Origin of the sequence: Altererythrobacter sp. C41 (assembly GCF_016803135.1) — a bacterium.
In the GTDB taxonomy this organism is placed as follows: domain Bacteria; phylum Pseudomonadota; class Alphaproteobacteria; order Sphingomonadales; family Sphingomonadaceae; genus Pelagerythrobacter.
The window spans coordinates 412,291-425,793 of sequence record NZ_JAEVFE010000002.1 but is presented as its reverse complement, the minus strand read 5'-3'; the positions used below and the strand labels follow the sequence as shown (position 1 = coordinate 425,793).

The following is a 13,503-nucleotide window of genomic DNA, read 5'->3' as shown; positions in this document are numbered from 1 at the left end:
AAGACGATTGTGGCTGTTTCGCGCGCCGCTCTAATCGGCACCCCTCGCAAGCGCAAGCCATAGTTCTTGCCCGTCGCGCGGGGCGCGCTTAGGGCCCGGCTTCGATGCAAAGCTTCCCCGCCCCCGCGCTCGCCATGGTCGAGCGGATGCGCGCCGCAGCCGCGCAGAATCCGATGCGCGCGATCGCCTTTCAGGGCGCGCCGGGCGCCAACTCGCACCGCGCCGCGGGCGAGGCCGCGCCCGATTACCTGCCGCTGCCATGCTTCGGATTCGAGGATGCGCTCGACGCGGTGAAGGACGGGCGCGCCGGCTGCGCGATCATCCCGATCGAGAACAGCCAGCATGGCCGCGTCGCCGACATCCATTTCCTGCTGCCCCAGAGCGGCCTGTCGATCGTGGGCGAGCATTTCATGCCGATCACCCACGCGCTGATGGCGATTCCCCACGCCGACGGAAGCTTCGGCCCGTTCGAGGCGGCCTACAGCCACCCGCAGGCGCTTGGCCAGTCGCGGATGTTCCTGCGCGAGCGCGGGATCGTGCCGCTGAGCCATGCCGACACCGCCGGCTCGGCCGCCTTCGTGGCGGAGAAAGGCGACCCCCGGCTGGCTGCGATCGCGCCGAAACTCGCCGCCGAGCTCTACGGGCTGGAGGTGGTGGAGGACCGGGTCGAGGACGCCGCCGACAACACCACGCGCTTCGTGGTACTCGCGCGCGAACCGCTGGATCCGGCGAGCCTCGATGGCGACACGGCCATGACGACTTTCGTGTTCGAAGTGAAGAACGTGCCCGCCGCGCTCTACAAGGCGCTCGGCTGCTTCGCGACCAACGGCGTCAACATGACCAAGCTCGAAAGCTATCAGCAGGGCGCGAGCTTCGCGGCGACAATGTTCTACGCCGATATCGTCGGCGCGCCGGGCGATCCGCGGGTCGACAGCGCGTTCGAGGAGCTGGCCTTCCATTGCAAGGACTTGCGCCTGCTCGGCAGCTACCGCCAGGCGCGCGCCAGGCCCTGACGCGGCCCGGCACGGGGCCGATCGCGCTTGCGCAGCGCCCGGCGACCTGCCACCACTCATCCCTGTGGCACGGGGCGCTGGGGACATCGCGGAGGGTGGAACGGAACCGGCCGGGACCGGCTGGGACGCCGTTCGTGCGGATGACACCATCCAGTTCACCCCGATCGATTTGCCCGAACGACAGGAGCCTCCCGGCTGGCTGATGGCCCTGCTCGAAGCGCTGGGCGATTTCTTCGCACCGATCGGCCGCGCGCTCGGAATGTCGTGGCCGGTGTTCAAATGGGTCCTGCTGGGCATCGGCGTGCTGCTGGCTGGCTACCTGCTCTGGCGGCTGCTCGCCCCCCTCTTCGGCAGGCCGCAGGGGCGCGCGGGGGAAGAGCCGGAATGGATCCCCGACCGCACCGAAGCGCTCGCTCTGCTCGAGGACGCGGATAGGCTCGCCGCAGAGGGCCGATACGACGAGGCGACGCGCCTGCTGCTCCAGCGCAGCGTCGGCCAGATCGCTGCCGTCCGCCCGGACTGGGTCGAACCCTCGAGCACGGCGCGCGAACTCGCTTCGCTGGCCGCCCTGCCCGAAGCGGCGCGCGAGGCCTTCGCCGCGATCGCCGAGCGGGTCGAGCGCAGCCTGTTCGCCTTGCGCAGCCTGGGCGCCGACGACTGGCAGGCTGCGCGCGCCGCTTACGCCGAGTTTGCGCTCCAGCGCCTTCCGGGCCGCACGGTATGACCGGCCAGGGCACCCCGGCATTCAATCCAAGGGTCGTGCTCGGCCTGTTGCTGTTCGGTGCCATCGCGTTCGCAGCGACGCTCTATTTCATCGGTGCCGGGGAGACTTCGCGCGGCCCCAACGACGGCGGCAGCCATGCCGCTGCGAAAGGTCTGACCGGGTATGCCGCCATCGCCGAGATCCTCGAGGCCGAGGGGCACGAGGTCTCGCTTTCGCGCAGTCCCGGAGCGCTCGATGGCGAGGCTCTGCTGATCCTGACGCCGCCCGCCTTCGCCGACGGAGAGGAGATCGCCGAGCTGATCGGCAATCGCCGCTACGCCGGCCCCACGCTCCTGATCCTGCCCAAGTGGTACGCGATGGAGATCCCCGATGTCGTCCCGGTCGAGAAGGAGGAGGGCTGGGTCTTTCTCGGCGGTGCCGGCATGCCATCGTGGGTCGAGGCGTTCGAAGGGCAATTTGCGACCAAGCTCGCGCTGGGTCCGCTCGATCCGGCGCAAGGGCCGCACTGGCAATCGGGCACCCGGCGCGGCGCGCTGCCCGATCCCACGCAGGTCCAGACGATCGCCGATGCGACGATGATTCCGCTGGTGACCACGAGCAACGGCAACATCCTCGTCGGGTACTACGACGACGGCGGGTATTACCCGGTGCTCGACGAGGCGGCGGGGCTACAGCCGGCCGATGAGGAGGATCTCGACACCGGCCGGTGGAACTTCATGGTCGTGGCCGAGCCCGATCTGTTCGACAACTACGGCATGGCCGACCGCGAGCGTGCGGCGCTGGCGCACGAGATCATCGATCTGGCGATGGAGGGGGAAGACCTGCCCATCGTGTTCGATCTGACACTGAACGGCCTCGGGCGGACGCAGAACCTGCTCACGCTCGCCTTTGCGCCGCCCTTTCTCGCCGCCACGCTGTGCCTCGCGCTGGCGATGATCGTGGTCGCCTGGCGCGCCTTCCGCCGCTTCGGCCCGCCGCTCGCGGAGGCGCGCGCGATCGCTTTCGGCAAGCGTCGGCTGGTCGCGAACGGCGCGGCGTTCATTCTGCGCACGCGGCGCCTGCATCTGCTGACCGGGCCCTACATCGAGACGATGCGCCAGCGTCTTGCCGCTGCCCTGCGCCTGCGCGGGTCCGACGACGAGACGCTCGACCGCGCGATCTCCACACGCCTGCCCGATGCACCGGGCTTCGCCGAGAGCGCCGCAGCGCTGCGCGAGGCGGCCCGCCCGAATGAGATCCTGCGCGCCGCGAGCGCGCTCAAATCCCTCGAAAGGAAGCTGATCCGATGACGATGACGCTCGACGATGTCCGCGCGATGGCGCAGGCGATCCGCGGCGAAGTGGGCAAGGCGATCGTCGGTCAGGACGCGACGATCGACCACCTGCTCGTCGCGCTGGTGAGCGAAGGGCACGTGCTGCTCGAAGGGCCGCCCGGCACGGCCAAGACCTTCCTCGCGCAGTGCTTCGCCTGCGCGCTCGGGCTCGACTACGGCCGCATCCAGTTCACCCCGGACCTGCTGCCGGGCGACATCCTCGGCTCCAACCTGTTCAACTTCCAGACCAGCCAGTTCACGCTGACGCGCGGGCCGATCTTCTGCGAGCTGCTGCTGGCCGACGAGATCAACCGCACGCCGCCCAAGACGCAGGCCGCGCTGCTCGAAGCGATGCAGGAACGGCGCGTGACGCTGGACGGGGAGACGCACGCGCTGCCCGACCGCTTCATGGTCGTGGCGACGCAGAATCCGATCGAGAACCAGGGCGTCTACCCGCTACCTGAGGCGCAGCTCGACCGGTTCCTGTTCAAGCTGCTCGTTCCCTATCCGAGCGAGGAAGAGGAAGCCGCGATCGTCACCCGCTTCGGCGAACGGCAGGGCCCGCCGCGGCCGGCGGAGTTGGGCGTGACCGCCGTCACCGACGCTGCGCGGCTGGCCGAGGCGAGCGCGGCGCTCGGCGGCGTGACCGTAGCGAAGGAGATCGTCGACTACGTCGTGCGGCTGGTGCGCGCCACGCGCGAGAGCACCGACCTGTCGAGCGGCGCCAGCCCGCGAGCGGCCGTGCTGCTCGCCAATGCCGCCCGCGCCCGCGCTGCGCTGGAGGGACGTGACTACGTGATCCCCGACGATGTGAAGGCCCTCGCGACCGCCGTCCTCCGCCACCGCCTCGTCCTGAGCCCGGCCGCCGAGATCGAAGGCCGCGAGATCGAGACGCTGGTCGCCGATCTCGTCGAAAGCACCGAGGCCCCGCGGTGAACGCAGGAAATCCGATCCTCCCCATTTTCGCCGCAAGGCGCAAATGGGGAGGTAGCGCCCGCCGCAGGCGGGTGACGGAGGGGCCACGTCACGCATTGCCCCTCCACCACGAGCCGCTACGCCTCTCGTGGTCCCTCTCCCCATTTGTCCTGCGGAAAAATGGGGAGGATCGGTGAAAGCCTTCCCCATCGTCCCCACCGCCCGCACCGCGTGGCTCGCCGCTCTGGCGGCGCCGCTGGCGCTGGTGATCGCGGCGGCCGCGCCGGGGGCATGGGTGATCGCGCCAGCGGTCGGGGTGGCGCTGCTCGTGCTGGCGCTGCTCGACGGCGCACTTGCCGGGCGGATGACCGACTGGCGGCTTCATGCGCCTGCCGATGCCGAAGTCGGCGAGCCGTTGACTGTCGCGGTCCTGGCCGAAATCGCCGGGCGCGCCGCGCGTGCGCCGGTCGAGGTTGCCCTCGCCGTCGATCCGCGGCTCGATCCGAGCGGCGGCGCGCAGTTTGCCGCTCCGTTCGACCCTGCGACCGGCACCTGGCACGGAACGGCCGAGGTCACACCCTCGCGCCGGGGCACCGCTCCCATCGAACGCGTCTGGCTCCGCTGGACCGGACCACTCGGTCTCGGTGCGCGGCAGGTCAGCCACGAACTCGGCCGGACGATCCGCATCTGGCCCGATCTCGCCCCGGTCCGCAGCCCCGAGTTGCAGACCTTCCTGCGCGATGCCCAGTTCGGCCTGATCGCCCGCCGCATTCGCGGCGAAGGCACCCAGTTCGAGGCGCTGAGCGAGTACGAGCCCGGCATGGACCGCCGCCGGATCGACTGGAAGGCCAGCGCGCGCCACACGCGGCTCTACGCGCGTGAGAACGAGAGCGAGCGCAACAACCAGATCGTCTTCGCCTTCGATTGCGGCCAGGCGATGTGCGAGCCGGTCGGCGGCCTGCCGCGGATCGACCGCGCGGTCACCGCGGCGCTCACGGCGTCCTACGTGGCACTCAAGGGCGGCGACCGGGTGGCGCTGTTCGGTTTCGCCCGGCGGCCCGAGCTGTCGACGCCGTTCGTCGGCGATTCGCGCAATTTCCACCGCCTCCAGCGCGCCGCCGCCGGGCTCGACTATCACGCGGAGGAGCCGAACTTCACGCTTGCGCTGGCGACGCTCTCCGCTCGGCTCCAGCGCCGCTCGCTGATCGTGCTGTTCTCCGACTTCACCGACCCGACCGGCGCCGAACTGATGATCGAGAGCGTCGGTCGGCTGGTCGACAGGCACCTGGTGCTGTTCGTGACCATGGAGGACGAGGACCTCGCCGCGATGTCCGCCGCGGAACCGGAGACGCTCGACGCGCTCGCGACCGCGGTCACCGCCGATACCCTGCTACGCCAGCGCGCGCTGGTGCTCCAGCGGCTGCGGCAGATGGGCGTCGACATCATCGAGGCGCCGTGGGACCGGATCGGCTACCGCCTGATCGACCGCTATCTCGAGATCAAGCGCGCGGAGGCGATCGGGTGAAAGCCCCCATTCTCAAAACGCTGTTCGGCAAGGCCGAAGTCGCCTCGCCGCCCGACATCGAAGCAGCCGCGCTGCGCTCCGATCGCTTCCGGCTGGAGCGCGAGCACGACTGGCGGCGGCTGGAGGACATCGTCGGGCGAATGGAGAAGGGGCGGCTGCGCGGTCTATCGGATGACGACGTGCTGGCGCTGCCGGCACTTTACCGCACCGCCGCCTCGAGCCTCGCGGTGGCGCGCGAGACTTCGCTCGACGCGGCGACGCTCGAATATCTCGATTCGCTGGTTCAGCGCGCCTGGTTCCAGGTCTACGGGCCGCGCCACGGCTTCGTCGCCTGGCTGCGCGGATTTCTCGGCGGGGGGCTCAGCCGCGCAATCCGCGCGATCTGGCTCGACATCTGCATCGCGCTGGCGGTGATGGTGGCCGGCACGATCACGGGCTGGCTGCTCGTCGCGCAGGACCGCGAGTGGTATTACGCCTTCGTCCCGGTCCAGTTCGCCGATACGCGCGTGCCCGGCGCGAGCCGCGAGGTGTTGCTCGAAAGCCTGCAAGTGGAGAAGGACGCGCAGGGCATGTCCACCTTCGCAGCCTTCCTGTTCAGCAACAATGCTGGGGTATCGATCCTCGCCTTCGCGCTCGGCTTCGCCTTCGGCATCCCTTCGCTGATGCTGCTGGTGCACAACATGGCGATACTCGGCGCGATGCTGTGGCTCTACGCGGACGCCGGCCTGACGCTCGAATTCGCCGCCTGGCTGAGCGTGCACGGGACGACCGAGCTCTTCGCGATTCTGCTTGCAGGTGCGGCGGGCATGCACATCGGCCGTTCGATGGCCTTCCCCGGTAACCGCTCGATCCTCGCCGCCGCGGCCGAGAGCGGGCGCCGCGGGGCGCAGGTCATGGTCGGGGTGGTGCTGATGCTCGTCGCCGCCGCCCTGCTGGAGGCCTTTCCGCGTCAACTGCTCGGGACGGAGGGGCGCCTGATCATCGGCTGCGTCATGCTGCTGTTCTGGCTCGCCTACTTCTTCGCCTTCGGGCAGGAGAGAAAGGCATGACGGCCGGGGCCGCCCCGCATCTCGCGCACCGCGCGAAGCGCCGCCGCGACGTCGTCACGCCCGAAGGGATCGCGCTGCCCTTCACCGTCGCCAGCCGCGGCGCGCGTGCCGGGGCGCTGCTGCTCGACCTGACGCTGATGTTCGTCACCAGCATCGTCGTCACGCTGGCGCTGATCTGGATTGCCGGCGGGCTTTTCGAAGCCATCGGCGGCAGCGGCGAGACGAGCGGCGCGGTCGAATTCATCGCGGTGTTCTGGACCCTGTTCTGGTTCCTGCTGTGGAACGGCTATTTCATGATCATGGAAATGGGCCCCCGCGGAGCGACGTTCGGCAAGCGCGCCACCGGCATCCGGGTCGCGTCGCGCGAAGGCGGGCGGTTGACGCCCGAGGCGGTCGTCGCACGCAATCTGCTGCGCGACATCGAACTGTTCCTGCCGATCGTGTTCCTGATGAGCGCGCCGAGCGGCGAGACCGGCGCGGCCGGCATCGCCGCCGCCGCATGGTTCCTCGTCTTCCTGCTGTTTCCGTTCTTCAATCGCGACGCCCTGCGCGCGGGCGACCTGATCGCCGGGACCTGGGTGGTCGAGGCGCCGCGCGCCGCGCTGGCCGAGACGCTTTCGACCGAAGGCGCCGCGCGCGAGGGGGCAAGCGCGCTTACCGGCGCCGAGTACCGCTTCGGGGAGGCCGAGCTTTCGATCTACGGCGAGTACGAGTTACAGACGCTCGAACGCGTGCTGCGCGACGGCAGGCCCGAAGCGCTCGAATCGGTCCATCAGGCAATCTGCCGCAAGATCGGCTGGAACCCCGGCAACGGCGACGAGCGGGCGTTCCTGGAAGCGTTCTACGCCCAGCTCCGCGCCCGGCTCGAAAGCGACATGCGCTTCGGCAAGCGCAAGGCGGACAAGTTCAGCTAGGCCACTTGCCCGTCGGTGCCGGGCGGCGCACAAGGGCCGCGATGGAATACCGGATCGCGCAGGACCCGCTGGAGGACGCCGAGGTGCTCGCGCTGCTCCAGCTCCACCTCGACGAAATGCACCGCTGGTCGCCAGCCTGCAAGGTCCACGCGCTGCCGGCCGAGCGGCTGCGCGCGCCGGACATGACGTTCTACGTCGTGCGCGACGGCGCGGCCTTGGCGGCCGTCGGCGCGCTGAAGGAACTGGCGGCCGACCGCGGCGAGCTCAAGTCGATGCGCGCAGCCCCGGCATACCGCGGCAAGGGTGCGGGCGAGGCGGTCCTGCTCCACCTGCTGGGCGAGGCGCGGGCGCGGGGCTACCGCTGGGTCGGGCTGGAGACCGGACGGCCCGAAGCGTTCCGGCCGGCCTTGCGGCTATACGAAAAGCACGGGTTTGCCGAATGCCCGGCGTTCGGCGACTATGTCTCCGACGAGTTCAGCCTGTGCATGGAGAAGTGGCTGTGACGATCGACCGCAGAACCGCGCTCGCGAGCGGACTCGCGCTGGCGGCGGGCGCCTGCGTGCCGATCGAGCGCGACCTCGCCGGGCGTTTCGGCGCGCTGCTGCGGATCGTCGAGGCGCAGGGCAACGGCACGCTCGGCGTCGCGGCGCTCGATACCGGCACGGGCCGTGTCTGGGGCCACGCAGACTATGCGCGCTTCCCGCACTTGTCCTCGTTCAAGCTCTCGCTCGCCGCGCTCGTGCTGCACCTCGACGAGACCGGCGCGATCGACGCGGGCGAGCACGTCACCTGGACCGAGGACGACCTGCTCGCCTACGCGCCGTTCGCGAAGGAGCGGCTGGAGGAAGGCGCGACGCTGCGCGAGCTGGCCGAGTTCACCCAGAAGCTGAGCGACAACACGGCGGCGAACGTCCTTCTGCGGAGGATCGGCGGGCCCGAGCGGCTGACCGCGTTCTGGCGCTCGATCGGCGACGAGACGAGCCGTCTCGACCGCTACGAACCCGAGCTCAACCTGGTGCCGCCCGGCGAGATCAAGGACACCACCACCCCCGCCGCCATGGCGCGCACCTTGGGCAAGCTGCTCTACGGCGATGCGCTGGGCGAGGCGGCGCGCGCCGCGCTCAAGCTATGGATGGCCGAGACCAGCACGGGCACGAAGCGGGTGCGGGCCGGGCTTCCGACCGCATGGCCCTCGGGCGACAAGACCGGCACTTCGCTCGCGCCGGGCATGGGCAGCGTCTATGTCGATGTCGGCTATGTCGAGCCGCCGAACCGCGCGCCGCTGACTTTCGCCGCCTACTTCCGCGCCGCGCGCCAGCACACGGCAGCCGATCCCGCGTCCGAAGCCGTGCTCGCAGAAGTCGGGCGCGTTATTGCGAGGTATGCCGGGGCGGGCTGAACCCCACCCGAATGAGGGAGCCCCGAAACTATTCCCCCGCGAAGATCGCGACTTCGTTCACACCCTTACTGGTCGCGCGGCCGCGGTACATGCCGGGGGTGTTGAAGCTGAACACGGCCTCACCGTCCTTCGATACGACGATCACCCCGCCGTCTCCGCCCAGTTCCCCGACGTCGGCGATCACCGCGTCGGCGGCCTGCTGCACGCCTTCGCCCGCAAGCAGCATGCGCGCGCAGATCGCGTGCGCGACACCGGCGCGGATGAAGTATTCGCCCGAGCCGGTGGCCGAGACAGCGCAGGCGCGGTCGTCGGCCCAGGTGCCCGCGCCGATCACCGGCGAATCGCCGATCCGGCCCCAGCGCTTACCCGTCATCCCCCCGGTCGAGGTGCCGGCGGCGAGGTGCCCCGCGGAATCGCGCGCCACCGCGCCCACGGTGCCGAACTTGAACTCCACGTCGAGCGCGGCGAGGTTCTCCGCCTTCATCTTCTCCAGTTGCTTGCGGCGATGCTCGGTCGCGAACCATTCGGGCGGCACGATCTCGAGACCCTTCTCCGCCGCAAACTGCTCGGCGCCCGGGCCGGAGAGGAAGACGTGGCGACCGTCTTCCATGACCGCGCGCGCGAGGCGGATCGGATGACGCACGGTGGTAACCCCCGCGACCGCCCCCGCCGCGCGCGTGCTGCCGTCCATGATCGAGGAGTCGAGCTCGTTCTTCCCGTCCCAGGTGAACACGGCGCCGCGTCCGGCATTGAACTTGGGATCGTCCTCCAGCAGCACGATCACCGCTTCGACTGCGTCCATGGCGCTGCCGCCTTCGCCGAGCACTTTCGCGCCCGCGTCGAGCGCGGCCTGCATGGCGGCGCGATATTCCGCCTCCTGCTCGGCGCTCATGTTCTCGCGTTTGAGCGTACCCGCCCCGCCGTGAATGGCGAGCGACCAGCCAGGCGTCTCCTCCGCCTCCTGCGCGGAAAGCGAGCCCATCGGGGCGAGAGCGAGAAGTGCGAGCAGCGCGGAAAGCTTGATCATGGCCGGGGAGGCTAGCGCGGCTTCGGCCGAGGGCAAGGGTGAAGTTGCGGCGCGTTCAGCCCGGTGCGGCGATCTCGGCCGGACGCGAATCCCAGCCACGCCGCCGCCGGGCGGCGTCGAACAGCGCGACCGCGATCAGGAAGGCCACGCAGAGCATCGCGAACTCGCCGCCGTCCTCGATGAAGGTCTCGATCTCGATCATGGCTTGCGTATGCGGGCCCCAGACGACGATCATGTCGACCACTACGCCGAAGAATGCCGCCACCGCGACACAACCGGCCAGGATCAACGATTCCACCGCCGCCCGCAGGCGCGCGTGGCGCAGGCTGACGAACAGCGCGACCAGCCAGAAGGCGCCGATCGCGAGAAACAGGCTCGCCTCGCCGATATCGTTGGGTTTCACAGGTAACGGCCAGCCGGCGAAGGCCCCGGCAAAGGCGTGCCCGAAACGCTCGTGAATCTCGATGCTGTTGTCGAGCGTCAGCCAGGCGAACAGCAGCGCGTTGGCGAGATAGACGCTCGCCCCGTCCCACCGCCACATCACGAACAGCATCGCCGCCACCGCGAAAGTCAGCGAGTATTCCAGCCATTCTCCGAAGCCGCCGTCGCTGGCGAGGAAGAACTGCACCGGCAGGTGCGCTTCGGTCAGCTCGCCGTAGTGTGCTGCGACGTCGAGCCCGACGAGCACGCCTGCATAGGGAAGCAGGAACAGTGCCGCCGTGCGCAGGCTGCGCGAGAAGGCGATCTCGGTCAGGACCGCGACGGCCTCGCGAAAGAGAGCCCTGGGCTGCATTGCATGTTCTCCGATGGGTTCCGCACCCGAGCGGAAACGCGCGATCATAGCGATCCCGCGCGGAGACCGCGGTTAACGGTTATGCTTAACCCTTGCCTGCTGCGCCTCCTGTCCCATCGCGGGGCAGTGTTCGCATCCGGGCGCGATCAGAGCCACTTCCATTTCCGGAACAGCGCGAGCTGGGTCAGCATGATCGCCGCGCACAGGCCGACCACGATCCAGAAGGCCGCGCCATCGTCCGCCCCGGGTATTCCGCCGACGTTGATCCCGAGCAGTCCGGTGAGGAACGTCAGCGGCAGGAAGATCGCCGCCACGATCGTCAGCAGGTAATTGGTGCGTTCCGATCCCGCGAGCGAGCGGGCGCGCAGCTCGTCCATCAGAACGACCGCGCTTTCCTTGCTGATGTCGATATCGTCGAGGAAGCGGCGCAGCAGCGCGATGGTCTCCGCGATCTCGCGCCGGTCGTGCGCTTCGAACCAGGCCGGCGCATCGCGCGCGATCGCCTCCAGCGCGACGTGCTGCGGCCCCATGTGGCGCTGGAGTGCAAGGCAGTTCCGGCGGATCGCCACGGCGTTGGAGAGCACCTCCTCGTTGCTCTCCTCCTCCATATCGAGGTCTTCCAGCCGGTCGATCTCGTCGTTCATGTCGACGATCGCGGCGTTCATCCGTTGCACCATGTGACCGGTCAGCGACGTGACCAGCGAGCCTGCGTCGACCGGGCCCGTGCCCGCTTCGAATTCCAGCAGCGTATCCTGCGGCGTCTGCAGCGGCGCCCGGCGCAGGGTGACCAGTCGCGTGCCGTCGCTCCACAACTGCATCGAGACCATGTCCTCCGGGGCGGCACCGGGGTTGAAGTTGATCCCGCGCAGCATCGCGACCAGCGTTTCGCCCTCGCGGAACCCGCGCGGGCGGGTCGCATCGCTGGTCAGCAGCCGGGCGGTCGGCTCCGGAATGCCGAGTTCGGCCTGGAGCCAGTCGCAAACGCCGGCATGCGTGCGCCGCAAGTGAAGCCACAGCACCTCGCCCGCCGCGGCCGGCCGCCAGCCTTGGGCCTCGCCCCAGTCGATCGACCGCGCCGCGCCCCTGCCGTCGAGCACGCGGCCGAACAGCATCGCGGTTTCGTCTTCGTTCTCGTCGGTCGGATCGGCCAGATCGTTCATTGCCCCTTCCATGCCGCAAACGCCGGGCGCTGTCATTGCTCCTTCATCGGCACGCGCCTATATGCCGGGCCATGTCCGAGATACGCCCGTGGCGCACGATCGCGCGCCGCCAGTCCCGTCAGATCATGGTCGGCAAAGTGCCGGTGGGCGGTGATGCGCCGATCACCGTGCAGACGATGACCAACACGCCGACCGAGGACGCGGCAGCGACGATCGATCAGATTCGCCGCTGCGAGGACGCCGGGGCCGACATCATCCGCGTCTCCTGCCCGACCGAGGACGCGACCGCCGCGCTGCCGCTGATCGTGCGCGCGTCGAACATTCCGATCGTCGCCGACATCCATTTCCACTACAAGCGCGCGCTCGAAGCGGCGGATGCGGGCGCGGCCTGCTTGCGGATCAACCCCGGCAATATCGGCAGTGACCAGCGTGTGGCCGAAGTCGTCCGCGCGGCCAAGGCCAACGGCTGCGCGATCCGCATCGGGGTCAATGCCGGCAGCCTCGAGAAAGACCTTCTGGAGAAATACGGCGAGCCGTGCCCCGAGGCGCTGGTCGAGAGCGCGCTCGACCATATCAAGCTGCTGCAGGACCACGACTTCCACGAATACAAGGTTGCGGTGAAGGCGAGCGACGTGTTTCTCGCGGTCGCCGCCTACATGGGTCTCGCCGAAGCGGTCGACTGCCCGCTGCACCTCGGAATCACCGAAGCCGGCGGGCTGATCGGCGGTACGGTCAAGTCCAGCATCGGCATCGGCAACCTGCTCTGGGCCGGGATCGGCGACACGATCCGCGTCTCGCTTTCGGCCGAACCGGAAGACGAAGTGCGCGTCGGGTTCGAGATCCTCAAGGCCCTCGGCCTGCGCACCCGCGGCGTGCGCGTCGTCTCGTGCCCGTCCTGCGCGCGGCAGGGCTTCGACGTGATCCGCACCGTCCAGGCGCTGGAGGAGCGGCTCTCGCACATCAAGACCCCGCTCTCGCTCTCGGTCCTCGGCTGCGTCGTCAACGGCCCGGGCGAGGCGCGCGAAACCGACATCGGCATCACCGGCGGCGGCAAGGGCAAGCACATGGTCTACCTCTCGGGCGTGACCGACCACCACGTCGCCGACGCCGACATGCTCGACCACATCGTCGAGCTGGTCGAGAAGAAGGCCGCCGAAATCGAAGCGGACATGAGCGACGCCGGTCAGGCGGACGCGGTGCCCGAGGCGGCGGAGTAGCGGGCCTTTTCTCTCCGTCCTCTCCGTCATCCTGAACTCCTTTCAGGATCCATGCCGCCGCCCACGCGGCGCCAGCGGTTCAAGGCCCAACCCCACCGCCAGGTCCGCCCAATGCGGGTTCTCGCTTTCGATCAGGTTGATCTTCCACTGCCGATGCCAGCGCTTGAGCTGCTTCTCGCGCAGGATCGCCCCTTCCATGTCGTCGAACATCTCGTAGCGGACGAGCCGGTGGACCTTGTATCGGCTTGTGAATCCCCCGGTGACGGCTTCGCGGTGCTCATAAAGCCGCTGCATCAGGTCGCTGGTGACACCGATGTAGAGCGTGCCATAGCGCCCGCTGGCGAGGATATAGACGCACGGATCGCGCTCGATAGGCATGGACGGAAAGTGCCGGGGAATGGGTGCTGAACCAAGTTCAGCATGACAGAAGAAGGTCGGGTTCGGATTAATTTCCG

14 protein-coding genes are annotated in these 13,503 nt (G+C 69.1%); 10 read left to right on the top strand and 4 right to left on the bottom strand.

What is annotated here, in order from left to right; genetic code table 11:
* Positions 1–104: 104 nt before the first annotated feature.
* The 9 genes from JNO53_RS05960 (at position 105) to bla (ending at position 8,851) form a co-directional block, all read left to right on the top strand.
* Positions 105–1,013: a prephenate dehydratase gene (locus tag JNO53_RS05960; protein ID WP_203108640.1), complete on the top strand. Its 909-nt coding sequence runs from the start codon at positions 105–107 to the stop codon at positions 1,011–1,013.
* 64 nt (positions 1,014–1,077) lie between these two features.
* Positions 1,078–1,737, top strand: a complete 660-nt coding sequence (locus JNO53_RS05955) for a DUF4129 domain-containing protein (protein WP_338015307.1) — start codon at positions 1,078–1,080, stop codon at positions 1,735–1,737.
* Entirely contained in the window at positions 1,734–3,026 is a 1,293-nt protein-coding gene (locus tag JNO53_RS05950; protein WP_203108638.1) for a DUF4350 domain-containing protein, read from the top strand. Before JNO53_RS05955 ends, JNO53_RS05950 begins: the two co-directional genes overlap by 4 nt.
* 2 nt (positions 3,027–3,028) lie before the next feature.
* Positions 3,029–3,985, top strand: a complete 957-nt coding sequence (locus tag JNO53_RS05945) for an AAA family ATPase (RefSeq protein WP_443111163.1) — start codon at positions 3,029–3,031, stop codon at positions 3,983–3,985.
* Between the two features lie 172 nt (positions 3,986–4,157).
* Positions 4,158–5,489 (top strand): DUF58 domain-containing protein, encoded by a 1,332-nt coding sequence (locus tag JNO53_RS05940; RefSeq protein WP_203108634.1) that lies wholly within the window; start codon positions 4,158–4,160, stop codon positions 5,487–5,489.
* On the top strand, positions 5,486–6,538 hold the full coding sequence (locus JNO53_RS05935; protein ID WP_338015306.1) for a stage II sporulation protein M: 1,053 nt from the start codon (positions 5,486–5,488) through the stop codon (positions 6,536–6,538). Before JNO53_RS05940 ends, JNO53_RS05935 begins: the two co-directional genes overlap by 4 nt.
* On the top strand, positions 6,535–7,452 hold the full coding sequence (locus JNO53_RS05930) for an RDD family protein (RefSeq protein ID WP_203108632.1): 918 nt from the start codon (positions 6,535–6,537) through the stop codon (positions 7,450–7,452). The genes JNO53_RS05935 and JNO53_RS05930 overlap by 4 nt, the downstream gene beginning before the upstream one ends.
* A 41-nt stretch (positions 7,453–7,493) precedes the next feature.
* Positions 7,494–7,955 (top strand): GNAT family N-acetyltransferase, encoded by a 462-nt coding sequence (locus JNO53_RS05925; protein ID WP_203108630.1) that lies wholly within the window; start codon positions 7,494–7,496, stop codon positions 7,953–7,955.
* Positions 7,952–8,851 (top strand): class A beta-lactamase, encoded by a 900-nt coding sequence (bla, locus tag JNO53_RS05920; RefSeq protein WP_203108628.1) that lies wholly within the window; start codon positions 7,952–7,954, stop codon positions 8,849–8,851. The genes JNO53_RS05925 and bla overlap by 4 nt, the downstream gene beginning before the upstream one ends.
* Before the next feature lie 28 nt (positions 8,852–8,879).
* On the opposite strand, the gene JNO53_RS05915 is transcribed toward bla, so the two are convergent.
* The 3 genes from JNO53_RS05915 to JNO53_RS05905 form a co-directional block, all read right to left on the bottom strand.
* Entirely contained in the window at positions 8,880–9,878 is a 999-nt protein-coding gene (locus tag JNO53_RS05915) for an isoaspartyl peptidase/L-asparaginase (RefSeq protein WP_203108626.1), read from the bottom strand.
* A 55-nt stretch (positions 9,879–9,933) separates the two neighbouring features.
* Positions 9,934–10,671, bottom strand: a complete 738-nt coding sequence (locus tag JNO53_RS05910; RefSeq protein WP_203108623.1) for a hypothetical protein — start codon at positions 10,669–10,671, stop codon at positions 9,934–9,936.
* A 146-nt stretch (positions 10,672–10,817) separates the two neighbouring features.
* On the bottom strand, positions 10,818–11,831 hold the full coding sequence (locus JNO53_RS05905) for a CorA family divalent cation transporter (RefSeq protein WP_203108621.1): 1,014 nt from the start codon (positions 11,829–11,831) through the stop codon (positions 10,818–10,820).
* A gap of 71 nt (positions 11,832–11,902) precedes the next feature.
* On the opposite strand from JNO53_RS05905, the gene ispG reads away from it, so the two are divergent.
* Positions 11,903–13,048 carry a flavodoxin-dependent (E)-4-hydroxy-3-methylbut-2-enyl-diphosphate synthase gene (gene ispG, locus JNO53_RS05900; RefSeq protein WP_203108619.1) on the top strand — a complete coding sequence of 382 codons (1,146 nt, stop codon included), beginning with the start codon at positions 11,903–11,905 and terminating at the stop codon, positions 13,046–13,048.
* Positions 13,049–13,090: 42 nt separating this feature from the next.
* Here the strand turns inward: ispG and JNO53_RS05895 are convergent, their stop codons facing one another.
* Positions 13,091–13,426: a GIY-YIG nuclease family protein gene (locus JNO53_RS05895; protein ID WP_203108618.1), complete on the bottom strand. Its 336-nt coding sequence runs from the start codon at positions 13,424–13,426 to the stop codon at positions 13,091–13,093.
* Positions 13,427–13,503 lie beyond the last annotated feature (77 nt).

Excerpts from the sequence above, each read along its gene's own strand:
- ispG (WP_203108619.1), top strand. The coding sequence starts at position 11,903 with ATGTCCGAGATACGCCCGTGGCGCACGATCGCGCGCCGCCAGTCCCGT.
- JNO53_RS05910 (WP_203108623.1), bottom strand. The coding sequence starts at position 10,671 with ATGCAGCCCAGGGCTCTCTTTCGCGAGGCCGTCGCGGTCCTGACCGAG.
- JNO53_RS05930 (WP_203108632.1), top strand. The coding sequence starts at position 6,535 with ATGACGGCCGGGGCCGCCCCGCATCTCGCGCACCGCGCGAAGCGCCGC.
- JNO53_RS05960 (WP_203108640.1), top strand. The coding sequence starts at position 105 with ATGCAAAGCTTCCCCGCCCCCGCGCTCGCCATGGTCGAGCGGATGCGC.
- JNO53_RS05950 (WP_203108638.1), top strand. The coding sequence starts at position 1,734 with ATGACCGGCCAGGGCACCCCGGCATTCAATCCAAGGGTCGTGCTCGGC.
- JNO53_RS05945 (WP_443111163.1), top strand. The coding sequence starts at position 3,029 with ATGACGCTCGACGATGTCCGCGCGATGGCGCAGGCGATCCGCGGCGAA.
- JNO53_RS05925 (WP_203108630.1), top strand. The coding sequence starts at position 7,494 with ATGGAATACCGGATCGCGCAGGACCCGCTGGAGGACGCCGAGGTGCTC.
- JNO53_RS05895 (WP_203108618.1), bottom strand. The coding sequence starts at position 13,426 with ATGCCTATCGAGCGCGATCCGTGCGTCTATATCCTCGCCAGCGGGCGC.
- JNO53_RS05915 (WP_203108626.1), bottom strand. The coding sequence starts at position 9,878 with ATGATCAAGCTTTCCGCGCTGCTCGCACTTCTCGCTCTCGCCCCGATG.
- JNO53_RS05905 (WP_203108621.1), bottom strand. The coding sequence starts at position 11,831 with ATGAACGATCTGGCCGATCCGACCGACGAGAACGAAGACGAAACCGCG.